18 protein-coding genes and 2 pseudogenes are annotated in these 24,144 nt (G+C 40.7%); 10 read left to right on the top strand and 10 right to left on the bottom strand.

Features of this window, described 5'->3' with window-relative positions; genetic code table 11:
* Nucleotides 1–71: 71 nt before the first annotated feature.
* From CRI9333_RS03750 to gltB, 3 genes are all read right to left on the bottom strand, one after another.
* Nucleotides 72–281: a DUF4926 domain-containing protein gene (locus tag CRI9333_RS03750; RefSeq protein WP_015201826.1), complete on the bottom strand. Its 210-nt coding sequence runs from the start codon at nt 279–281 to the stop codon at nt 72–74.
* 177 nt (nt 282–458) lie between these two features.
* Entirely contained in the window at nt 459–1,478 is a 1,020-nt protein-coding gene (locus CRI9333_RS03745) for a hypothetical protein (RefSeq protein WP_015201825.1), read from the bottom strand.
* A 104-nt stretch (nt 1,479–1,582) separates the two neighbouring features.
* Nucleotides 1,583–6,196 (bottom strand): glutamate synthase large subunit, encoded by a 4,614-nt coding sequence (gene gltB / locus CRI9333_RS03740; protein WP_015201824.1) that lies wholly within the window; start codon nt 6,194–6,196, stop codon nt 1,583–1,585.
* A gap of 346 nt (nt 6,197–6,542) precedes the next feature.
* Here gltB and CRI9333_RS03735 point away from each other — a divergent pair, with 346 nt between their 5' ends.
* From CRI9333_RS03735 to CRI9333_RS24695, 4 genes are all read left to right on the top strand, one after another.
* Entirely contained in the window at nt 6,543–6,758 is a 216-nt protein-coding gene (locus CRI9333_RS03735) for a type II toxin-antitoxin system HicB family antitoxin (RefSeq protein ID WP_015201823.1), read from the top strand.
* Nucleotides 6,758–6,925 carry a type II toxin-antitoxin system HicA family toxin gene (locus tag CRI9333_RS28515; protein ID WP_015201822.1) on the top strand — a complete coding sequence of 56 codons (168 nt, stop codon included), beginning with the start codon at nt 6,758–6,760 and terminating at the stop codon, nt 6,923–6,925. Before CRI9333_RS03735 ends, CRI9333_RS28515 begins: the two co-directional genes overlap by 1 nt.
* Before the next feature lie 130 nt (nt 6,926–7,055).
* The gene (locus CRI9333_RS03725; RefSeq protein WP_015201821.1) at nt 7,056–8,180 is read left to right on the top strand and encodes a THUMP domain-containing class I SAM-dependent RNA methyltransferase; all 1,125 of its coding nucleotides are present in this window, start codon (nt 7,056–7,058) and stop codon (nt 8,178–8,180) included.
* 421 nt (nt 8,181–8,601) lie between these two features.
* Nucleotides 8,602–12,342: a PAS domain S-box protein gene (locus CRI9333_RS24695; protein WP_015201820.1), complete on the top strand. Its 3,741-nt coding sequence runs from the start codon at nt 8,602–8,604 to the stop codon at nt 12,340–12,342.
* A gap of 126 nt (nt 12,343–12,468) precedes the next feature.
* Here CRI9333_RS24695 and CRI9333_RS03715 read toward each other — a convergent pair whose 3' ends face one another.
* From CRI9333_RS03715 to CRI9333_RS03705, 3 genes are all read right to left on the bottom strand, one after another.
* A complete protein-coding gene (locus tag CRI9333_RS03715; RefSeq protein WP_015201819.1) occupies nt 12,469–12,933 on the bottom strand; it encodes a GNAT family N-acetyltransferase in 465 nt (154 codons plus the stop codon).
* 123 nt (nt 12,934–13,056) lie between these two features.
* Nucleotides 13,057–14,259: a chromate efflux transporter gene (chrA, locus tag CRI9333_RS03710; RefSeq protein ID WP_015201818.1), complete on the bottom strand. Its 1,203-nt coding sequence runs from the start codon at nt 14,257–14,259 to the stop codon at nt 13,057–13,059.
* A gap of 90 nt (nt 14,260–14,349) precedes the next feature.
* Nucleotides 14,350–15,180: a RusA family crossover junction endodeoxyribonuclease gene (locus CRI9333_RS03705; RefSeq protein WP_015201817.1), complete on the bottom strand. Its 831-nt coding sequence runs from the start codon at nt 15,178–15,180 to the stop codon at nt 14,350–14,352.
* Nucleotides 15,181–15,470: 290 nt separating this feature from the next.
* Here CRI9333_RS03705 and CRI9333_RS03700 point away from each other — a divergent pair.
* Nucleotides 15,471–18,020: pseudogene (locus CRI9333_RS03700) on the top strand (DUF7149 domain-containing protein); the annotation flags it as partial.
* 7 nt (nt 18,021–18,027) lie between these two features.
* On the opposite strand, the gene CRI9333_RS03695 reads toward CRI9333_RS03700, so the two are convergent.
* The gene (locus tag CRI9333_RS03695) at nt 18,028–18,474 is read right to left on the bottom strand and encodes a hypothetical protein (protein ID WP_232229383.1); all 447 of its coding nucleotides are present in this window, start codon (nt 18,472–18,474) and stop codon (nt 18,028–18,030) included.
* Nucleotides 18,475–18,965: 491 nt separating this feature from the next.
* On the opposite strand from CRI9333_RS03695, the pseudogene CRI9333_RS27625 reads away from it, so the two are divergent.
* From CRI9333_RS27625 to CRI9333_RS28040, 3 genes and pseudogenes are all read left to right on the top strand, one after another.
* Nucleotides 18,966–19,164 (top strand): annotated as a pseudogene (locus CRI9333_RS27625) (transposase family protein); the annotation flags it as partial.
* A gap of 89 nt (nt 19,165–19,253) precedes the next feature.
* Nucleotides 19,254–19,802 carry an adenylyl-sulfate kinase gene (cysC, locus tag CRI9333_RS03690; RefSeq protein WP_015201814.1) on the top strand — a complete coding sequence of 183 codons (549 nt, stop codon included), beginning with the start codon at nt 19,254–19,256 and terminating at the stop codon, nt 19,800–19,802.
* Nucleotides 19,803–19,838: 36 nt separating this feature from the next.
* A complete protein-coding gene (locus tag CRI9333_RS28040) occupies nt 19,839–19,970 on the top strand; it encodes a hypothetical protein (RefSeq protein ID WP_269667513.1) in 132 nt (43 codons plus the stop codon).
* Between the two features lie 169 nt (nt 19,971–20,139).
* Here CRI9333_RS28040 and CRI9333_RS03685 read toward each other — a convergent pair whose 3' ends face one another.
* The 3 genes from CRI9333_RS03685 to CRI9333_RS03675 all read right to left on the bottom strand — a co-directional run bounded on the left by CRI9333_RS03685 (nt 20,140) and on the right by CRI9333_RS03675 (nt 22,180).
* Nucleotides 20,140–21,363 carry an acyl-CoA dehydrogenase family protein gene (locus CRI9333_RS03685; RefSeq protein WP_015201813.1) on the bottom strand — a complete coding sequence of 408 codons (1,224 nt, stop codon included), beginning with the start codon at nt 21,361–21,363 and terminating at the stop codon, nt 20,140–20,142.
* Between the two features lie 68 nt (nt 21,364–21,431).
* Nucleotides 21,432–21,812 (bottom strand): hypothetical protein, encoded by a 381-nt coding sequence (locus CRI9333_RS03680; protein ID WP_015201812.1) that lies wholly within the window; start codon nt 21,810–21,812, stop codon nt 21,432–21,434.
* Nucleotides 21,813–21,829: 17 nt separating this feature from the next.
* Entirely contained in the window at nt 21,830–22,180 is a 351-nt protein-coding gene (locus tag CRI9333_RS03675) for a hypothetical protein (protein WP_232229382.1), read from the bottom strand.
* 254 nt (nt 22,181–22,434) lie between these two features.
* On the opposite strand from CRI9333_RS03675, the gene CRI9333_RS03670 reads away from it, so the two are divergent.
* A complete protein-coding gene (locus CRI9333_RS03670) occupies nt 22,435–23,274 on the top strand; it encodes a phosphate ABC transporter substrate-binding protein (RefSeq protein WP_015201810.1) in 840 nt (279 codons plus the stop codon).
* Entirely contained in the window at nt 23,231–24,112 is an 882-nt protein-coding gene (gene pstC / locus CRI9333_RS03665; protein WP_015201809.1) for a phosphate ABC transporter permease subunit PstC, read from the top strand. Before CRI9333_RS03670 ends, pstC begins: the two co-directional genes overlap by 44 nt.
* Nucleotides 24,113–24,144 lie beyond the last annotated feature (32 nt).

The raw sequence follows: 24,144 nt of genomic DNA, 5'->3' as shown, positions 1-24,144 counted from the left end.
ATTAAACTTAATTGTTATTATCATTTTTTAACTATTTGTCAAAACTTAGAGAACGCACAGCAAAGATTTCGCTACTCAGGCAATGCAGTAATAGCAGAGATAGGAACAGCAACTACTGCAATAGATTCACCCACTGCATTAAAAACCTCCAGAAAACAACCATCTTCCCCACCACTAGGATGAGCAACAAAATCAATTAATGTGGCAATATCACCTGCTTTAAGTTGATGCTCTGGTAAGTCGCAAGTCAGAGCAACTTCCTGATATAAGTTAAGGGTCATAACTTTCTATAAATTTTGTTGGTTCAATAACAGTGGGATTGGTATTAAAATTTTTCATTTTATAACCAAGCCAATATAATTTTCAATTTAATGTGTATCTAACCTAAGAAGTAAAATATAGCAATATAAGCGATACTTTTAAATTGCCCAAAAATTCCATTTTAGTTTTTCTACACGTTATATGGCTTGAATTTTATTCATTGAGTATAGCCATGACATTGGGTGTTCGCGCAAAATTTTATTTCTATTAGTATTATAGTCAACTTTTCTCTTGTATAAAGCTCCACCCGCGAGTAAAACAGTAGGGCTAATAATAGGCAGTAAAAAGCTTCCTACTAAAGAAATTGCGGCTGTTGCCATTTCAGATGAAAAGACAACTTTCTGTGCTTCATCTTTTAGTTCATCTTTTAGAAGATTAAAATCATCTTTCATTTCTCTTTCAAAAATTCGTCTGATCTCTTCAGCATCCTGTGGAGTTTTTATTTGACTGAGCTTGTTAACATATTCTTCAATTTTTCTAAGGTAGTTAAGGCGTAACACTCTAATATGCGCTCCATTTGTAGTATTTTCTTTTTGTCTTAATTCAATAAGGCGTGATAGACTCACATTTTTAAAGTTCATTAGATGTAGAGAAATTGTAACTAGCGTTTCGCTATTTTCGCTCTTTTTGCCAAAATCGCCCAGTTCGCCGCCACCAATAGTTACTAAATAGCGATCTAGAGCAGAATAGGAAGAGACTTGATCTGTTACGAGCCTCTTCTGAGTGCCTGCACAGCAATTTGCTAAAATTGACATAATTGTCAATCCAAGTTGTTGAGAAGTCTCAAACCCTTTACTGTTTATAGAGTTTGCTAACCCTTCTTTTTCTAATCTTCTCCAGGTATCAGGAGCGAGTTTTTCTGGATACAATGTATAACGTAAATCCTTATGGAGATCCTCAACTTTCACGAAGAACCATTCCGGAAGTGGTTGACTAAGAAGGTCAACAATGGAATCGTTTACCATTTGCTTTTCTTTATCTGTTGGTATATATTTACCAGCAAATAAGCTAACTGCTTGGGCTAATTCAGGTTCGTGATAATCTGGTTCAAAGTGCAGATTTGGTGCTATGTACTCGATCTTATCCCAGAGGAATAATGCGTTTTTTAATAAATCTGTACTCATCTTTACATGGGGGTAGTAGAGTGCTGTTAGCATAATTTATCTCCTTAATAAATTATTAAGATACAATATTTTCAATTTGAAGCGATTTTTAGTAGGTTGGATTAACATTAAGAAAACCCAACCTACTGCGATCTTTGTTAGCTGCCACCAATGCGGGCAACGTCGCGGGCATTTTGTTCAAATGCGGCATTAAGTGCGTCATCGCCGCTTAAACCATCCGCGATCGCTTTCTCAATTGCCTGTAACACCCGCTTATAATCTTTGGGCATTACCTTAACAAACTTTGATACCATCTCATCCCAGTTTGCAAGGACTTTTGTTGCCTTCTGGCTTCCGGTATAGTCGGCGTGTTTCTGGATCATCTCGCGAAGATCGTTGATCTCCTCGGTGTCTTCCACTGTTTCTAGTCCCACCATTTGCTGGTTGCAGCGTGTCGCAAAATCACCCTTCTCATCAAGGATGTAGGCAACACCGCCACTCATACCTGCTGCAAAGTTGCGCCCAGTTTCTCCTAATACGACAACTTTACCGCCTGTCATGTATTCGCAACCGTGATCACCAATGGCTTCTACAACTGTATTCACACCAGAGTTACGAACGCCAAAACGTTCACCTGCCATGCCTCGGATATAAACCTCACCAGAAGTCGCACCATAAAGGGCTACGTTGCCAGCGATGATGTTTTCCTCTGCAACAAAGGTAGAATTAACTGGTGGATAGATAATAATCTTGCCACCGCTCAAACCTTTACCCACGTAGTCGTTGGCATCGCCTTCGAGTTCCAGGGTGACACCCTTGGGAACAAATGCGCCAAAGCTTTGACCTGCACTACCTTGGAAATGCAAGTGTACTGTGTCTTCTGGTAATCCGTCCCAATGACGCTTGGTGATTTCGTTGCCGAGAATTGTGCCAGTTACACGGTTGATATTCTTAATCGGTAGGGTGGCTTTGACTTTTTCGCCACGCTCGATCGCAGGCTTACACAAATCTAGCAGCACTGTGATATCAAGGGATTTGTCAAGTCCGTGATCTTGCGAAATCTGGCAGTAGCGACCAACTTCTTCTCCTACTTCCGGTTGGTAGAGAATATTAGAAAGGTCGATACCTTTAGCTTTCCAATGCGCGATCGCTTTTTTCGGTTCTAAAGCATCGGTACGCCCAACCATTTCATCAATTGTGCGGAAACCAAGTTCCGCCATGACTTCGCGGACTTCCTGAGCAATAAACCTCATATAGTTAACGGTATGTTCAGGATCGCCAGTGAAGTTTTTACGCAATTCTGGGTTTTGAGTCGCAACACCTACGGGACAAGTATTCAGATGGCAGACGCGCATCATAATACAGCCGAGTGTTACCAGTGGCGCGGTAGAAAAACCGAATTCCTCAGCGCCTAGTAATGCTGCCATTACTACGTCGCGCCCTGTTTTCATCTGCCCGTCTGTTTCTACAACAATTCGGCTGCGGAGATTGTTAAGAACTAGGGTTTGATGTGTCTCAGCTAAACCAAGTTCCCAAGGTAAACCTGCGTGCTTGATCGATGTTTGCGGTGATGCACCTGTACCACCATCAAAGCCAGAAATCAGGACAACATCAGCATGGGCTTTGGCAACACCTGCGGCGATCGTTCCAACACCAACTTCGGACACCAGCTTGACGCTGATTCGTGCCTCACGGTTAGCGTTTTTCAGGTCGTGGATTAATTCCGCAAGGTCTTCAATTGAATAGATATCGTGGTGCGGTGGTGGTGAAATTAAACCCACACCTGGGGTTGAGTGACGTACTTTAGCAATCCAGGGATACACTTTACCACCTGGGAGTTGACCGCCTTCCCCTGGTTTTGCACCCTGCGCCATTTTGATCTGAATTTCTTTCGCCTGAGATAAATACAGGCTGGTAACGCCAAAGCGACCGGATGCAACTTGTTTGATGGCGCTGTTTTTCGAGTCGCCACGTTCGTTAGTCCAAGTGTAGCGATCGGGGTCTTCTCCGCCTTCTCCGGTGTTGGATTTACCACCGATGCGGTTCATGGCGATCGCTAGTGCTTCGTGTACCTCTTTGGAAATAGAACCGTAGCTCATCGCGCCTGTTTTAAAGCGTTTTAAAATCGCTTCAATTGGTTCTACTTCTTCTAGTGGTATTGATTGGCTCTGTTTAAATTCCAGCAAACCCCGTAAAGTGAAGTGCTTTTGACCTTGCTCGTTTACTAAAGCAGCGTATTGTTTGTAAAGATCGTAGCTGTTTTCACGGGCTGCTTTTTGCAAAGTATGGATTGTCTGCGGACTGAATAAATGCGCCTCACCTTCTTTGCGCCATTGGTATTCGCCACCAACATCAAGGGTATGACCGTTAGTAGGACGATCTGGGAAGGCGTTAGTGTGGCGCAAGATTGCTTCTTGAGCAATTACTTCTATATCTGCACCTTCAATTCGCGAAGCAGTCCATTTGAAGTATTTGTTAATTACCGAGTGGTTAAGTCCCACTGCTTCAAAGATTTGTGCGCCACGATAACTTTGAATGGTGGAGATCCCAATTTTTGAAGCAACTTTAGTTACACCTTTAGTTGCAGCCTTGATGTAATTTTTACAGGCTATTTTGTACATCTCTTGGGGAGAGTTTGCACCTACAATTTTGGCGATCAAACCTTCGTGGATCATATCGGCAATTGTCTCAAATGCCAGATAGGGATTAATTGCCCCGCATCCGTAGCCGATCAAAGTTGCGTAATGATGTACCTCGCGGGGTTCGCCTGATTCAAGGACTAAACCAACCCGTGTGCGTGTACCTTCGCTGATTAAGTGGTGATGTAAACCCGCAACTGCTAGTAACGCAGGGATTGGGGCTTGCTCTGGGCTAACGCCGCGATCGCTCAAAATAATAATATTCACACCTGATGCGATCGCACTATTCGCAGTTGCACAAATTTCCGCCATCACTGTTTCGAGTCCTTTCGCCCCTTCTTTCGGGTTGAACAGAATCGGGATAGTAATTGACTTAAAACCATCCTCGGAAATATGTTTTAACTTGGCTAAATCTTCATTACTGAGAATTGGCGATTTCAACTCAATTAAATGGCAACTTTCTGGCTCAGGTTTAAGCAAGTTACGTTCTGATCCAATTGTTGTTTCTGCTGAAGTAACAATTTCCTCACGGATAGAATCAATTGGTGGGTTTGTTACCTGTGCGAATAGTTGCTGGAAATAATCGTAAAGCAGTTTAGGACGATCAGAAAGCACAGCTAACGGTGTATCCGCACCCATTGAGCCAACAGCTTCAACACCATCTCGCGCCATTGGTGTCAGCAGTATACGCAAATCTTCAAACGTATAACCAAAAGCTGTTTGTCGCTGTGTTAATGGCTGAGGATCTGATTCTGGCAAAGCAGGGGCATCTGGCAACTTCGCCAGTTCAACCATGTGTTCGTTGATCCATTGGCGGTAAGGATGTTCGGTAGCAATTTGGGTTTTAATTTCCTCATCCGCAACAATGCGACCTTCTTCCATGTTTACAAGGAACATCCGCCCAGGCTGCAAGCGACCTTTCAACGCTATGCGCTCAGGCTCTATGGGTAATACACCTGCTTCTGATGCCATAATTACTAGGTCATCTTTCGTCACGTAGTAACGCGCAGGACGTAAACCGTTGCGGTCTAATACTGCACCCATCATCGTGCCATCGGTGAAGGCGATCGAGGCTGGACCGTCCCAAGGTTCCATTAAGCAAGAGTGATATTCATAGAACGCCTTTTTCTCATCACTCATCGACTCATGGGCTGTCCAAGGTTCGGGAATCATCATCATTACTGAATGAGGAAGCGATCGCCCTGCCAAATACAGCAATTCCAAGGCATTATCAAATATTAAAGAGTCGCTGCCATCAACATTAATTACTGGCTGCACTTTCTTCATGTCGTCGCCGAACAACTCTGACTCAAACAGTGATTGCCGTGCGTGCATCCAGTTAATGTTGCCCCGTAGGGTGTTAATTTCGCCGTTATGGGCGATGTAGCGATAAGGATGGCTCCGTTCCCAACTTGGGAAAGTATTCGTGCTAAAGCGGGAGTGAACCAGTGCTAAGGCACTCTCCATATCAGGATCGTGGAGGTCGGGATAATAGTCCCCTACCTGCACAGGCATCAACATTCCTTTGTAAACAATTGTGCGAGCCGAAATGCTGGAAGGATACCAGTATGGGTCTATTTTAGAAGTGCGGATAGCGCTGTGCGATCGCTTACGGATCACATAAAGTTTACGCTCAAATGCCAGGTCATCAGCCAAATCTGCCCCACGCTGGATAAACACCTGCTGCATGAAAGGTTCGCTAGATTTCGCCGTATTTCCTATCGACGAATTTTCAGTTGGTACATCCCGCCAACCAATTACCTGCTGCCCTTCCTCAGCTACAACTTGTTCAAAAATTTTTCTACTTTGGGCGCGGGCTTGAGGATCAGGAGAACCGTAAATCATCCCGACACCATACTGTCCCGCTTCTGGCAGAGTAATACCTTGTTCCGCAGCTACCTTCTTTAAAAACTTGTGCGGAACCTGCATTAAAATACCTGCCCCGTCACCTGTATTGGTTTCAGCACCGCACGCACCACGATGATCGAGGTTTACAAGGATCGTCAACGCTTGCTCTACAATGTCGTGTGACTTCTTCCCTTTCATGTGTACGATGAAACCGACACCGCAAGCGTCGTGTTCAAACTGTGGATCGTATAAACCTTGTTTTGGTGGCAATGCTTTATTGTTCATGTTGATGGTCTAAAAGAAGTCTCGTGTCTAACCAGATGCCATACAACTGCGCTAAATGCTTTGAGGGCAAGACTCGCAATCAGGGGTTCATCTAGAATGAGGGGCAACTATAAGTATATAAGTTTAGCTAAGGCGAATTTTCTAACAAGTAATGCTTATGGGTAACAGATCTTAAAAAAGTTTTAGCTGATTTGACCCCTAATTGCTACATATTCCAACGATCAGCGCCAGCATGGGGGCGTTGAGTGTTTTTATCTTGACCTTCTCTCCCCCTTAGAACGGCGAAGATTACCTAAAATAAGCTCAACGCTAAAATTGCAGATATTGCCTATTGCGATCAAGCATCATGGAAGTTACTAAACGCGAATTTTACGTCATTATTGAACGCGATGAAGATGGGTCTTATGTTGGGGAAGTTCCTCAGCTAAAAGCCTGCTATAGCCAAGGGGAAACTATTGATGAGTTACTAGCCAATATTAAGGAAGTGATTGAACTTTGTTTAGAAGAAGAAGGTGATCAGAACATTTCAGAGTTTGTAGGCATTCAAAAGGTTGTAATTTAATGCCAAAAATTCCAGCTTTAACAGGAAAGGAAATTATTAGGCTGCTTGAAAGGATAGACTTTCAGGTGATTCGACAGAAGGGCAGCCATGTGCGGATGAGGCTTACAATAAAAGCTAATATTAATGCTTTTAATGAAAATATACTTGATAGTTTTTTTATTAAGTAGATATGGGAGACATATTTTTACGTGAATAAGTAGAAAATAAAGTATTAAATATATTTAAGCGATCGCCCAGTAATTTTGGTTGAGAAAAATGATTAAATACTTGAGAGGGCGGTTAGACGATCGCTAAATTATGAACAACTACTTTGCTACGGTGGCTCGTGGTTTAGAACCTATTGCTGCCCAAGAACTAGAACGCCTCGGTGCAATGGATGTCCGTCCTGAATTCACTGGGGTACACTTTGCTGGCGATCAAGCTTTGCTTTACCGCGTGAATCTCTGGGCGCGGACGATTTTTAGAGTGCTAGTACCGATTAAAGAATTTTACTGCCCTAGCCCTGAGATGCTCTACAAAGAGGTGCAAAAAATCTCTTGGGAGCAATACCTACAGCCCTACAATACGTTAGCAGTTGACTGTACGGGGAGCAATCAAAAACTTAACCATACCCATTTCACGGCTTTGCAGGTTAAAAATGCGATCGTAGACCAACAGCGCAGTCAATCAGGTAAAAGATCCAGCATTGATATTGAAAATCCAGATCTGTTAATTAACGTCCATATTCATCAAGACCGTTGCATTTTAAGTTTGGATAGTTCCGGTACAAGCCTCCATCGACGGGGATATCGACCAGCAATGGGGCTTGCACCGCTTAAGGAGACTCTCGCGGCTGCAATCCTTGACATGGCAGAATGGGATGCTTCTCTGCCCTTTTTAGACCCTTTATGTGGTTCTGGAACTCTGCCTATAGAAGCGGGTTTAAAAGCTTTAAATATTGCGCCTGGGTTGTTTCGCCAAAAATTTGGCTTTTTCAGTTGGTCGGATTTTGACGAACCTTTATGGCAGGAGTTACTGGAGGAAGCCAAAAATAGCCGAAAATTAGATTTGAAGGAGATAATTTCAGGTAGCGATCGCGATTATGATGTCCTCACCCAAGCGCGTGCTAATGCGGAACGCTGTGGTATTGGACATAAAATCACCTTTACTCAAACTGATTTATCCCAACTTGAAGCTCCTACAGACTGCGGAATTCTAATTTGTAATCCCCCCTATGGAGAACGTTTAGGAGATGCTAGAGAACTGGGCGACTTGTACAAAATGCTTGGCGATGTCTTCAAGCAACGTTTCAAAGGTTGGACTGCCTTTATTTTGACAGGGAACAAGGAGTTGGCTAAAAAAGTTGGACTCAAGGCATCCCGTCGTATTCCTGTTTATAACGGATCTTTAGCTTGTACTTTACTTAAGTACGAACTGTATTAAGTAGCTCCACATAAAAAATATCTCCCCCTCCCTTTAATAAGGCAGGGCTGTTTCATTCTCTCAAATTCCCACAGGCGCACATCCTGGGGCTATACAGACTAAGCCTGCCTTTGCCTACAGCACGCTACGCGAACGCAGGCTTTTTCAATTAATGTTTGATATTAATTAAAAATCTAGCCCGCACAGGCGGACTTTGTTAGTCTAGCTGCACCGCAACAGGCGTGTCAGCCTTAAGGAAAATGAAACAGCCCTGCTTTAATAAGCCAGGGCTACTTCATTTCAAAACTCACAACTTTTTATTAAATTGTGGATATATTTTTTTGTTATGTGAAATATTTTATGAGTGTTAAGTTTACGTTATGTAGACAAGTAAAGTTTTATATCAGTATTTAATTTTTTTGATTTTATCACCTCAAATCAAATGTCGAATCAATCTGATTATCGCCTGTGGGTTAAAGCATTTAGTAAACCTTCCCTTCGCACAATTTTAGTTGTTCCTTTCGTGCTGCAAATTTTAGCTGTTGTGGGGATAGCGGGCTATCTTTCTTACAAAAATGGGCAGGAAGCAGTTGAAGATCTGGCAAATCAAGTAATGGAGGAAGTGTCAGAAAGAATTAGCGATCGCCTCGATACCTACCTACAGACTCCCCAGAATATTGTTGCTGCTAACCACTTCGCTGTCAAACAGGGAACTGTGAAGATCACAGACTTTGAGCAATTGCGACAGCAGTTTTGGCAGCAAATTTCTCTCAACCCCTCACTTGGATCAAGCGCTTTTTGGAGTGAGGACGGACAAATGATTGGGTACAGGCGTGTAGTATCCCAAGAAGACCGCGAGGCTGTACCTCAGCTTATAGGCAAAAACCTTACCATTGGTACGACCTATTTATTGGAAGTTAGCAAAGCTAATTTAGGTCAACAGGGATTTTATTACGTTGACTCTCAGGGGAAACCAAAAAAGCTACTCTATCAATTTACAGATAATTTCCGCCAGCTACCTTGGTATCGCCAAGTTAAACCTACTAAAAAACAAAGCTGGTCGCAGATTTTTATTAGTCGGGCTGCGGATGTCCTAGTTATACAATCCTTCGCGCCTGTTTACAATGCTAAATCCGAATTTAAAGGAGTTTTTACCTCTACCTATTTGCTATCAGAGATTAGTAATTTTTTGCACAAGTTACAATTTTCACCATCAGGACAAACTTTTATTATTGAGAGATCGGGAAATCTAGTAGCTACCTCAACAAGAGAAATACCTCATATCAAAGATGCCCAGGGTCAGATCACTCGGCTAGCCGCAAGCAATAGTCGGGATAATCGCACAAGGGAAATTGTTCAACAATTAACCCAGAAGTTTGGCAACTTCGGCGATCTAAAAACAAATCAACAGCTTCGTTTGGTGAGCAACAAGCAAACGCAATTTGTCCAAGTAGTTCCTTATCAAGATAAGTATGGAGTGGATTGCCTAATTGTGGTAGTTCTTCCAGAGTCGGATTTTATTGCACAAATTCACGCCAATACCCGCAATACTATTTTATTATGTTTGGGTGCAGTAGGATTCGCGATCGCCTTTGGTACATTCACCGCCACAAAAATTACTCGTCCGCTTCAGCAATTAAGTCAAGCATCCCAAGCTTTAGCAGCAGGTGAACTTGATAGCCAAATTCCATCCAATATTCCTATTAAAGAATTGGATGTGATCTCTGTATCCTTCAATCAGATGGCACAAGAATTGCAGGCATCTTTTAATCAGGTACGCAATGCTTTAGAAGAATCCAAGGAACGCTATACTACTATTTTTCGTAACAGTCCCGATCCCATTACTATTACTGATTTAGTAAACGGGCGGTTAATTGAAGTTAATGAAGCTTTTTTAAATTTAACTGGATATAGTCGTGCAGAAGTAATTGGTCGCACCGCAGTCGAGTTAAATTTGATTGTTAATCCTGAAGAGGCGGCTGAAATAGTTCAACAACTGCAAGCAACGAACAGGATTAATAGCTATGAATTTAACTGGCGGGTCAAATCGGGTGAGGTAAAAACTTCATTAGTATCTTCTGAACTAATTGAATTAGATGGTCAGCATTTTGTTCTGACTATTAGTAAAGAAATTGGAGAGCTTAAACGGGTAGAAAATCAACTACAGCAAGCATTGCAAGAATTAAGAAATCACGCTGATAATTCTCCTTTAGCTATCATTGAATGGGATCGAGAGTTTCGGGTAAGGCGATGGTCAAAACGAGCAGAAAAAATCTTTGGTTGGAATGAGAGGGAAGTTTTAGGAAAGCACTTAAATGAATGGGAGTTTGTCTATCAATTAGATAGAAAAGAGGTTGACCAAGTAAAAGAACGCTTATTTAGTAAAATTGAAAGGCAAAATATATTGTGCAATCGGAATTACACCAAAGATGGGAGAATAATTGATTGTGAATGGTACAACTCGGTTTTAGTAGATAAATCAGGCGAGATAATTTCAATTTTATCTCTAGCGCACGATATCACAGAACGTAAACAAGCAGAAGTAGAATTAAGAGAGAGTAAGCGATTAATTGAGCAAGTTACCGAATCGTCATCAGCAATTTTATATATTGTCGATCTGATTGAACTACGGAATGTTTATGTTAACAGTCAGATGGAACGATTATTCGGCTATTCTGTTCAAGAAATTCAGGCAATGGGTATGAATATGCTCCCTACACTCGTTCACCCAGAAGATCTTCCCAGGGTGCGAGAAAACCACCTACGCTGCTTTTCTTTATTAGACGATGAATGGACAGAAATAGAGTATAGAATGCGGGATAAGCAGGGAAACTGGCGTTGCTTATACAGTCGCGATTGCGTTTTTAGCAGAACTGCCGATGGTCAACCTAAACAACTTTTAGGAACAGCTATAGATATCACTGAGCGCAAACAAGCAGAACTGGAAATTCAAAGAGCTAAAGAAGCAGCAGTTGCAGCTAACCATGCTAAAAGCACTTTCCTGTCTAACATGAGTCATGAATTAAGAACTCCCCTCAACATCATTCTTGGTTTTACTCAGTTGATGGTGAAAAGCGATAATCTCAGCCCCGAACATCTGGAAAATATTAACATTATTAACCGTAGTGGCGAACACCTGCTGAATCTGATTAATGATGTCCTTGATATGGCTAAAATTGAGTCTGGCAGTGTCACTCTTAATGAAAGAAACTTTAACCTCTATCAGTTGTTGGATGAGTTAGAAACAATGTTTCGTCTCAAGACTAACGATAAAGGGTTAGAGCTAATTGTTGATCGCTCTGCTAATGTGCCTGAATGTGTGTGTACTGATGATATTAAATTGCGTCAAGTATTAATTAACCTCGTCAATAACGCGCTCAAGTTTACCCAACAAGGAAGTATTTCGATTCAAGTAGGTTTGGCTGACGATCGCGATCGCAACTCAAATAAATCGCGGTTTAACTTTGCTATAACTGATACTGGTGCTGGTATTCCAGGCGATGAATTAGAGAAAATCTTTCAACCTTTTCAACAAACTATCACAGGCAAAACAGCCAAAGAAGGGACAGGCTTAGGCTTAACGATTAGCCAGAAGTTTATTAACATGATGGGCGGTAAAATTACCGTGAGTAGCGAAGTTGGGCGCGGTTCTATTTTTAAATTTGACATTCAAGTTAGTATCCCGGAGCAGGCTCCAACCAAGCCTACTCACAAATCAACTCAAAAAGTGATTGGCGTTGCGCCTAATCAACCCCAATATCGCATTTTAATTGCTGATGACACTACAGTTAATCGGCTACTGCTATCTATGGTAATTTCTCAGCTTGGTTTAGATATTAAAGAAGCTGGTGATGGTATGGAAGTATTAGAAATTTGGTCGCAATGGCAACCGCACTTAATTTTTATGGATATCCAAATGCCAGTGATGGATGGCGTTGAAGCAACCCAAAAAATTAGAATTAAAGAGCAAGAAACCTGGCAATTAGAGCAAATAAACAATCGCCAAGTGTCTCCACACAAAACAGTAATTGTGGCGTTAACTGCTAGTATTTTCGAGGAAGAGAGAATCGCGATTATGTCAGCAGGCTGCGATGACTTTATTTCTAAACCTTTTCAATTAGAAAATATAATTGATTGTCTGAGTGATCATTTGCAACTCGCTTATATTTACGAACAACCTTAGACTATTGCTCCTCAGAGAGTTTTATTGCTACTTTTAGTTTGGCAAATCTACCCAATTTTATCTACGAGGTAGCTTACACAAGATTTGTAATTTTTAACGATGGAATTAGCAATATATAGAAAATTCTTAAGTTAATATTTTTTCCATTTTAAACCGTTCAAGCCATACTTGTTTGCGCTCGACTATTTCTGTTTCAACAATATAGAAACCCATTTTTAAGAAAAAATATTTTGATATACGGCTGGCATCAGTTTGTAAGCGTTGTACGCCTTGATTAAAAGCTTGTGCTTCTAATTGCTGATAAATTTTAGTAGCGTAACCAAGTCTGTTAAAATTACTTGCGGTATATAAAAAAGCAATATGATTAGATGGATTTAATTGTCCAAATGCGACTAATTGATTATTATGCACTGCCACAAATGTTATACCTTGGCTGAGTAACTGCATAAACTCTTCAATGTCTTCGGGATATGAAGACCATACTTCTATTTGCTTGGCATTATACGCAGTTGAGCCAATATTAATTATAGCGTTTCTAAAAATAGCTATTATATTTTCTACATCTGATGGCTGATACTCTCGAATTAACATTTAACTGTTAGCTAATTAAATTAAAACCCCACTCCCCAGCCCCTTCGCCGTGTTCACGCAGTGTGCGCGTAGCGCATTACAGGGAGAGGGAGAAAAGCGTTTGAATTGGTAGATTTTAAGATTTTAATGTAATCCAAAAGTAATCGCTATCCATCCAATTATAGCAGCACCTAATACTAACCATGCAGCATTAATATTGTAGCGAATTGCTACTCCGGCTGAAATAAGTGCGATCGCTACAGCTAAAAAATCAACAAATGGCGGTTTTGATATGATTAAAGTTGCAAATCCTAGTTGCAATGTCACAACAGCCATTAATGCGATCGCACTGACATTCACAGCATCTAAAAATGCACTTGTCCATTTAGAGGCGCGTAGGTGAGGAATGAGGGGGTTAAGTGCTGCAACGAAGAAAAACGAAGGTAAGAAAATTCCGACTGTAGCCACAATTGCACCTGGAACCCCTGCAATGATGTAGCCGATAAAGGTAGATGTAGAAAGAAGCGGTCCTGGGGTAAACTGACCAATAGCGATCGCATCTAGTAATTGTTGTTGCGTTAACCAGTGGAGTTGATCGACTAATTCCCCTTGAAGAAACGCTATCAACACATAACCGCCACCAAATAATACACTTCCAACCTTAAGGAAAAACCAACCCAATTGCCACAAAGAAATATTCGTTGCTGATACAGTAGTTACTGATGCTGTTGCTTTTAGCATTGCACCTATGGTCATACTACCAACTAAAAGATTTGCTTTATCTTCTGGTATGTTGTATTTATCAGGAATAAGCAACCATAGCATTCCTAAGAAACCGCCAATTAAAAGTGCGATCGTTTCATTGAATTTTAATAGCAATACCAACGCCGCCACACCCAAAGCAATAATTAGCAGTTTGCGAGTCTTTACTGCTTTTTTTCCTAAACGCCAGAGAGCATTAAAAATAATAGCTAAAACAGCAGGTTTAATCCCATAAAGTAAAGGCATTACTTGTGGCACACTACCATAAAGAACATAAACCCAGGCAAAGCCAGCAGTTATTAACACCGCAGGTAAAATAAAACAAATTCCAGCAACAATTAGCCCCAGCCATCCAGCATAAATATATCCTACATGAATAGCCATTTCTGTAGAGTTAGGACCAGGAATTAAGTTAGTTGCGCCAACCAAATCGAGAAAATGCTCGCTTGTTAGCCAGTTACGCCGTTTAACTACCTCATCTTCCATCATAGAAACATGAGCCGCAGGTCCTCCAAAGCCGATAATGCCTAGTTTTAAAAAAACTTTGGCTATTTCCCCCAGACGGCTTGGTACTGTTTTATTCATAAAATTGTTAACAACCGCTTACATAACAATTTTTAAACTTCAAAAATTTACATTTTTATCACTATGTTTTATTAGTAAATCCTGAAATATCTACATAACTCTAACCTCAATCAAAGCACCCGTATTACCCTCGCTGTTATGCCAAACTTCTAAGCGTGGCACAACACTTATACGGTCATCAATTAGCACACCTGCGGACACCAAAGCATCTAAACAACTTCCGAGTATATTATCTAAATCACCTCGATGGCTTCCGCGAACCTCAACTTTTACGGCTGCTTTAGTTAAAGGTAACTTTTGTGAATATTCTTGCTCCCACAATTGACGGCTAATTTCTACTTCTGCATGATTTCGCCATTGCCGATATCGTGGAGGTAAATACGTACCCTTCGATGTTACACGCGGTCTAGCTTTTGGAACTACAGTACCAGGCACAAAAAAAGTTAGAGTTGCTGGGGTAGTTGCAATTAAATAATTAGTTGTAATTGTCGGCACTGATTCTGTAAAATTAGGACTTTGCTCAAGTTCAAGATTGTTTTCAGTAGCTTCTGTTTCAGTAATTAAATCTGGGATAGAAGTAATTTTTTGTTCAGAAATAATTACAGCTACATTAGCAATACTACTCAGATTCTCTGGAATTTCTTCTTTAGTCTGCTCCTTTACTTCCGTTGCAACATTAGTTACCTTAGCGGGTTTTGTTACACTAGGCAAATTACGGGCAATTTGTATATAGGTTTGTGCTGTTCGCTCTGTAAGCGTACAATTATTCACCAGCCAAGAATGCCATTCTTCTGCTGATAATTGCTCCATTGTTTCGATTAACCATTCTCCAGCATTACGTGCGTGTAGCAACGCCGTCGTTGGCGATGCAATACATTGTTCGTGTTCGCTATTAATTAGCGCAGCCAGCAACTCATTCATATAGCTTATAAGTATAAAATCAAGGGGAAGTGCTGTTAAGCTAAACTCTGCTGCTATACTAACTAAGTTTGCCTTTGAACAAAACAAAGGGCAGATTTTTATATTTGATTTTATTAGTAATATTTGATATTATTTTGTAAGGTTTTTATTTTAATTAAAATTAAGGGCATTGGCTCCCTCCCCTTGATAAGGGGAGGGTTGGGGTGGGGGTTAAATATATTTATGCAAGAGGTCTAATATACCATAAATGAGAAAAAAGCAATTGTCAAAATATAAATAGATAAATTTTTATGAGAGATAATAAACTCCAGCCAAGACAAGCATTAAATAAAGCGTTTCTCAAGGTTAAACCCAATAGAGCAAATATTGAAGCGTTTAAAACTAATCTAATTAAACTATTCGATCAAATTAATGAAAGTGAGTCAGAAGAGTTTCACAAAAATCTGATTGCTGATTTTTTAAAAAATACATATTACAGTCCCAATCATTTTATTAATACTAAAGGGCGTAAGGATTTAGTTATTCATAATAGCAAAGATGCTAAAAGTAGTGTTGGTGTAATTGTAGAAGCTAAAAAGCCAACCAATAAAAGCGAAATGCTTAAGGTAGATAATCTCAACACTAAAGCTTTTCAGGAATTAATCTTATATTTTTTGCGCGATCGCATTACAGAAAAAAATCTTGAAATTAGATATCTCATCGCCACCAATATTTATGAGTGGTTCATTTTTGATGCCAACATTTTTGAACAGATGTTTGCTCAAAACAAGGAATTTGTACAGCAATTTACCGATTTTGAAGCCGGAAGATTGACAGGAAAGAATACTGATTTTTTTTATAAGCAAATTGCTGAACCTGCGATCGCATCTATCGAAAATGATATCACTTTTACCCATTTTGATATCCGAGATTATGAAGGAATCTTAAGAAATAATCAAGGCGAAGATGATCGTGAATTGATTGCACTATTTAAGCTGCTTTCACCAGAACATTTATTAAAACTGCCCTTTGCTAATGATAGCAACACACTGGATAAAACTTTTTATAGTGAGTTGCTGTATATCATTGGTTTAACAGAAACCAAAGAAGGGAATAAAAAACTTATTGGGCGGAAAAAAGAGAGCGATCGCCATACAGGTTCTATAATTGAAAATGCTATCAATCAGCTTGATAGTTTAGATAAGATTTCCCGACTCCCAAAACCGGAACAGTTTGGAGATAGTGAACAAGAAAGATTATTTAACATTGGTTTAGAGTTAGCAATCACTTGGATAAATCGGGTTCTTTTCCTTAAATTATTAGAAGCTCAATTAATTAAATATCATAAAAACAATCAATCTTTTTCTTTCCTAGACTTGACAAAAATACATAATTATGGTGATTTAAACGGACTTTTCTTTAGTGTATTGGCGCGTAAGCAAAGTGAAAGAAATGCCAGCGTCAAAGATATTTTTGCCAATGTTCCTTATCTGAATAGTTCGCTATTTGAGCCAACAAATATCGAGCAGTTAACTATTTTTATTAGTAATCTCCGAGATGAAAGTCTGCCTATTTTTTCAGCTAGTGTTTTAAAAGATAGTAACGGTAAAAAGCGGACAGGTAATCTCAATTCCTTAGAATATCTCTTTGAATTTCTCAACGCCTACGATTTTAGTAGTGAAGGCTCCGAAGAAATTCAAGAAGATAATAAAACCCTAATTAATGCTTCCGTTTTAGGGCTGATTTTTGAGAAAATTAACGGCTATAAAGATGGTTCTTTCTTTACCCCTGGTTTTATCACCATGTATATGTGTCGTGAAACAATTCGCAGGGCGGTAGTCCAGAAATTTAACCAAATCAAAGGCTGGAATTGCCAAGATATTGATCAGTTGTATGAAAAGATTGCAGATAAGCAAGAAGCTAACACAATTATTAATAGTTTGAGAATTTGTGATCCGGCGGTGGGTTCAGGACATTTTTTAGTTTCGGCTCTCAATGAAATAATTACCATCAAAAGTGAACTAAAAATTTTATTGGATAGGAAAGGAAAAACATTAAGAGATTACCATCTTGAAGTTGTCAATGATGAGTTAATTGTCACTGATGATGACGGACAGTTATTTGAATACAATCCCAAAAGTCAAGAAAGCCAACGCATACAAGAAACGCTTTTCCATGAAAAACAAACAATTATAGAAAATTGTCTATTTGGTGTAGATATTAACCCCAATTCCGTCAAGATATGTCGCCTGCGGTTATGGATTGAGCTTTTAAAAAATGCTTATTATCGTTCCTCTCAATCTCCCTTAGAAAAGAGTGCTTTTGAAGAATTGGAGACTCTGCCAAATATTGATATTAATATTAAATGTGGAAATTCCTTGATTAGTCGCTTTGCCTTAAATGCTGATTTGCGACAAGCTTTAAACAAAAACAAATTTAGTATAGATAATTATAAAAAAGCTGTGCAAACTTACCGCAACGCTGAAAGTAAAGAGCAGAAGCGGGAAATGGAAAGATTGATTAATGATATTAAAGGTAATTTTCAGGTAACGCTGCAAGGAGTTGATGCAAATAAAACTAAGTTAAGAAAGTTAGAGGGAGAAATTTATAATTTAGAAAACCAACTTTCATTATTGGAGGAAACGAAAGCGGAGAAAAAAGCTAGAGACAAGAAAATTGCTAAGTTAAATAATGAGATTGATAAATTCAAAGCTGAAATTGAAGATATAGAAAGCGGTAAGATTTATGAAAATGCGCTGGAATGGCGGTTTGAGTTTCCTGAAGTATTGAATGATGAGGGTGATTTTGTCGGGTTTGATGTTGTAATTGGGAATCCTCCTTATATTAGGCAGGAAGAAATTAAAGAATTTAAGCCGATTTTACAGCAGTTGACCAGATTAATTGCCATTCTTCAATTTTAGCGATCGCAATTGGCGTAACGATGACGTTTTCTGGAATTTTTTGGGCAATAGCTATGGCTTCATTTAACTTACCCTTTTGAAAAGCTGCTTCTGCTAATTTGAGAATATCCAGCGACCATCTTTCTATTCGTCGGTCAATTTCTGGGCGTAGTGGGTGGTTAGCTGGTAGGTCGTTAATTAGTTCAATGGCTTCTAATAGATTATCAAATGTCTGTTTATTAGCTGCTAATTCCGCACAATATAATCGTAGCGATGCGCTAGCAGTTGGCATAAACAATTTGGGACAGTTAGGTGCTGATGGCAGCTTGAGTAACAGTGACACGCCGATAAAGCTTAATCCGCCAGATACGATCAGTGTTAGCGCAATCCATACTTGCCAAGGTACTTTTGACACAGATCGTTGCAGTCGAGTTTTTCGGACTTTATCTGTTTTTTGGAAATCCCTTAATATAATGCTCATAACAAAATAAGAAACTATGGTTTAGTTTTTTACTTTCAAAAGCAAATAAATTCTTCATATAGCTCGTACATTTGTAGATCATAACATTCGTCCAGACCGTTATGTCGTTGAATTTTTAGCAGATGTTTTTTTAAGGTATTGAGTTCTGTCTCAAGATCAATTTCATCAAAAACATGATGTTGTTTTAATATTAAAATCAGAATCTACCCGATGCAAAGGTCATTAAGTCCGTATTTTTTCAACTCTGTTTTTAATTGATCAAGGTAATCATCGCCATACACGAAAACCAATCAATTAGTGCTAAGGTTCCTGAACCCACATCCTGATGGCTTTCAAATAAACAGTGAAACTCTTCTTTTAAAGAGTGCATCGTTCCGAATAACGATGAGGCTTCTTTGACCTGTTGTAATTTTTGTTGTAAAATAGCAATTTGCCCAAGATGCGGTCAACTTAGCCGTAGTCTTCATCAAAATAAAAAACATTTGGTGAAAGATTTATCAATTAGTAATAGAGAAGTGAAATTGCTGCGTTAATCGACGGCAGTTTAAGTGCGAACAGTGCCAAAAGCATAAGAGCAAAATTTTAGATTTTGTAGGAAATAAAAAAAGTTTTACAAAGCGCTTACGTCGAACTCAGGTTTGATAAATTAGTGGTCATTGTGAAAGGTTAAAATCCCAGTGCGAGAGTGTGGTGATTACAGGAATGGCAGGGAAATGATCGAAGTAAAAAATCAAGGTTTGATATTATGGCTAACTGGTCTTAGTGGTGCTGGAAAAACTACGCTCGCTCAAGGATTAGAACTCTTACTTAAAGAACGCGGTTTTTTGGTAGAAGTTTTGGATGGTGATCTAGTTAGAACAAACCTTTCACAAGGTTTAGGTTTTAGCAGAGAAGACCGAAACACAAACATCCGCCGCATTGGTTTTGTAGCGAATCTCTTGAGCCGGAATGGGGTAGTTGTAATAGTTGCTGCCATTAGCCCCTACCGGGATGTCAGAAATGAACTTCGGGAGAAGACTACAAACTTTGTAGAAGTATACATTAATGCACCGCTATCTGTTTGTGAATTGCGGGACATTAAAGGACTTTACGCTAAGGCACGGTTGGGAGAAATTAATTCTTTTACAGGGATTGATGATTGTTATGAAGAACCATTAAATCCCGATATTACTTGCTATACCTCAAAAGAAACCATCCCCCAAAGTCTGGACAAAATTATTAAATATATAGAGCAAAAGGTGTTACCCTCGAAGCACATTTGAGCTTAGGCAAAGCGACGTTGCCTTGAAAGATATTATATGACCTACAAGTTACCTTATCACTACCAAGCCTTTGGCATTCACTTTGCAAGTTGTATCCCTTGGCTACAACTTTTACCTAGTACTGCAACCCCAAATGTAGAGATTAAGGCTGGAACTGTCCCAAACTGATATTCCCAGATTTTTGCAATGGTCTCAACATTTAGGTCACCAGGTGCAAGATATGAAATGGAAGTGGTATCAAGGTCTAAAGGCTGGATCTGTTGCCTTTTGCTCTTTTGGGCTCCTAAGATAAGGTATTGACTACCTGCAAATAAGAGCGATCGCTCTTTGAATCTGTCTAATCAGACTGGGGCTTTTCACAGTGAATTGGGTGGGTGTTAAAATAGGCGCGATCAGAGGATTGCCCCAGAATCTCCCCACCGATCGAGGACAAAACGCGATCGCTATTATCGTGCAGGACGTAAAAGGACAAGTCTCGCAATATTCGCTCTATAGGACTCGGTTGAATCAAGGAGCGGGCTCCACAAGCGTGTATGCAGTCGTTCACGGTTTCGGTAGCCAGTTGCTCAGTTATGTAACGGGCGCGATTGCCTGCAAGTTTTGCTCCTAACTCCTGGCCTGTTTCCCAGAGAGTGGCTACTTGCCGCAGCCAGAAATGCATAGTATCTATATTAATTGCTGCCTTAGCAATCCGGTGTTGGACGTAAGGGTCGTGTCCTTTTTCCTGTTTCTTGATGTATGCCAAAGTATACTCATAAGCTCCCTCAGCAGATCCTAAAAAAGCAGCGCCATACTGAGGCGTAAACCTGGTCTGCCACTCTTCAAGGATGTACTGTCCTGGATAGCCAATCAGATTTTCTTTGGGGATGAAAGTCTGCTTAAAGCGAACCAGATAACTTACTGTACCTTTCATCCCAATGGGCTGCCACCAACTATCATCAAAGCTGATACTGGGGTCGGATAAATTGCAAGCTAGCATCAGCACTGAGGTCGGCGAACCATTGCTATGTCGCGAACCTCCAGCCCCTGCTGGGTTGACGAGGAGAACAGCCCATTGTACTGCTGGGGCACTGGTTGCGAAGACCTTTGTGCCATCAAGGATGTAGCCGTCATTTACCACTTGAACAGTTGTGCCAAGGCAGACTTTTTGATCTGGGATTTGAGATTGGGGTTCTCCACTCCACGCCGCCCATTTCTCACCGCGCTGGACGATGCCCTCAAACCAGCACTTTTTCTGAGACTCATTAGCCATAGCCGTCAGTAAAATCTGAGCATTGGCGTGTCCTTCCCAGCAACGGGCTAAGGATAAATCCACTTTGGCCAGTTCCTTGGTCATCATCCAGAGGGTAAAGATATCGCTATCATGTCCTAACCCTAGACCACCATATTCAGTTGGCACAGTAGGCGCATTAAGACCTGCATTAAAAAGGTCTTCAAAATCTTCTGTTGGGAAGCTGGCAGTGCGGTCATAGCTAGAAGCGCGAGTGGCAAATTTATCGCGTGCCAATTGGCTAATTCGCTCAATCAGGGTTTGCTTATTGACAGTTAAATTGGAAATCATTTAATAGAGTTTTATACACCTGTTTTTACTTGCTAATAAAGCAAAGCTTGACCTATAAGCTGGTTTCATTAGTCCAGCCGATAGTAAAACTCACGGCACAAAAAATTGGGTTGGTTGCCATCCTTGAACTTGAGAAAGGCGGCAATGACCCACAAGCCTTTGTTCATGTTAGCTGCCAATAAGGATTCTACTGAATCGAGTTCGTATCGTGCACAGAAACCCTTCTCATTGATGTTATCCACGAACGGCGTCACTTCAGTCTCACCCCAATCTTCGGGTGACTGTGTACTATAAGCGTGCATAATGATTTTCTCGTCATGCTTGGTCAGGGTAAATTTCTCGATCCATCTGGTCTTTGTGTTGGAGTTCAACCAGGTACCCAAAACAGGCGTAAAATCAATAATAGTGTCTCTTTTGGGCTGGTCACCGTAAATTTCGTTTCGCTCCATCTTGAAATTTTCCTCTTTCACAAGCGGTGAAAAAACTCGCGGGCAAAGTGACTGGTTCGACCACTACCATCTAAGTAACGGGTATAGGATTGAATGACCAAAATTCCCAGTTTTTGGTTTGCCACCAGATGCGTCTCAATCCTATCCAGGTTATAAAAAGCGTGAAATCCCCCTGCCATGAGTGAGGTTCCTGCGGCGTAAGGCACAGCATCAACCTCACCCCAGTCAATTGGCTCAGACTCATTAACTCCATAACCCCTGACTATAAGGTGACCGTCCTGTTGAGTGAGGACGACTCGCACCAAGTAACTGGTGTCCGGCTTAGTATTGATCCAGTTACCGACTAGAGGCGAAAAATCGAGCGGCACCTCCGCACGGGGTCGCTGGTCGGCCTTCATGTGATATGCGTATAGGGTTGTTGGTTTCACGATCTAGCTCTCTACTGATGTGGCAATTAGTAAATATGAGCAGATTATTAGGATACAACTTATGAGGATGAAATTGCCGAATAATTATCGGATTCATCCCAATTTTGCAAAAATATGCCAGGTATATGATAATGTAATAAAAATTTTTCTTCATCTCTTTTAGATAACTCGTTATATAAATGTATAGATGCCCTATGAGGCTCCAAGGAACGCTGTATTTAGCGATCGCTCTCAGTTTATGCTGTGGGTTGCAAAGCTGTACTGAACGCCCCAAAGCGGGAGTGAAGCAGCAAAAGTTAATTATTACGGGCGCGAGTACTATTGCCCCTTTGGTTTCAGAACTGAGTAAACGTTTTGAAAAACAGCATCCTGGAACTCGCATTGATGTCCATACAGGCGGTTCTGCACGAGGGTTGGCAGATGCACATCAAGGATTGTCTGACATCGGTATGGTTTCGGAATCTCTGACTGAAGAAGAGCAAAAAGGGATGCAGGTCTTTCTCATTGGTCGTGATGGGGTCAGCATCATTGTTCATGCAGACAATGCCTTAAATCAGATTGTCAGCAAACAAGTTGTTGCTGTCTATACGGGGAAAATTAAGAATTGGAAAGACTTAGGTGGTAAAGATGTTCCTATAACTCTTGTACACAAGGCAGAGGGACGTTCAACACTGACGCTATTTTTGCACTATTTTGGCATTGACAATAAAGCGGTTAAAGCTGATGTTGTGGTTGGAGATGACCAGCAGGGGATAAAAACAGTGGCTGGGAATCCGAATGCGATAGGCTATGTTTCTATTGGTTCCGCAGAACAAGACATTAAGCAGGGTGGAAAGATTAAACTTCTTACTCTCGATGGTGTTAAAGCAACAAGTTCTACTGTTGCAGATAAAAGTTTCCCCCTACTGCGGCAGCTTAACTTAGTTACAAAAGGACAACCCACAGAATTGACCAAACAATTCATCGATTTTACCCAGGCTCAGGAAAACTATGACATCTTCCGCAAAGAAAACTTCGTTCCCGCGAAACGTTGATCGATTACTTGTCTGGAGCCTGCGGGGTATTGCCGCGATTGTAGGAACAATTGTCCTATTTATTATCGGATTTTTAATTTTGGAGTCCCTACCACTGTTCCGCAAAGTTGGCGTACTCCCCTTCTTGAGGGATACTTCTTGGAATCCCACTCAAGGGCTTTATAGTCTCACACCGATGCTGATCAGTACGCTGCTAGTTGTAGCGGGCGCGGTTCTACTAGCTGCTCCTATAGGAATTTTGTCAGCTTTGTTTTGCCACTACTACGCCCCCAAACCTGTTGCCAATCTCTATCGGCGATTGTTGGAGATCATGTCAGGAATTCCTGGTGTTGTTTACGGTTTTTGGGGATTAGTGGTACTGGTGCCGCTGATTAATCGCTTACACCCGCCAGGAACCAGCTTGCTAAGTGGTATTTTGTTGCTAGCGCTCCTCATTATACCGACAATTGCCTTAATTGCTGATGCCAGTTTAGCAGGAGTACCTCAAGAGTATTTGCAAGGTGCAGTGGCTCTTTCATTATCACGCTGGGGAACCATCAGAGAGATTGTTCTACCTGCTGCGCGATCGGGTTTGTTCACGAGTATCATCCTGGGAACGGGTCGGGCTATCGGAGAAACCATTATCGTTTTGATGGTGTGTGGCAATATTGTTCAGATTCCTAGCAGCCTATTCAATCCGATTCGGACTCTACCTGCAAACATTGCTCTGGAAATGGATTTTGCTTTGGGAGATCACCGCTCGGCTTTGTTTGTGAGCGGGCTACTATTGATGGGGGTAAACCTTGTTTTAGTGCTATTGGCAGAGGCGATCGCAGAAAAGGAAATTTATCATAACTAGGTTCTGCTGGATATTGCATCTGAATTCAGAGT

This window comes from Crinalium epipsammum PCC 9333 (assembly GCF_000317495.1).
Classification (GTDB): Bacteria; Cyanobacteriota; Cyanobacteriia; order Cyanobacteriales; family PCC-9333; genus Crinalium; species Crinalium epipsammum.
The sequence above is the reverse complement of the archived record's forward strand: the minus strand, read 5'-3'. Positions and strand labels throughout refer to the sequence as shown.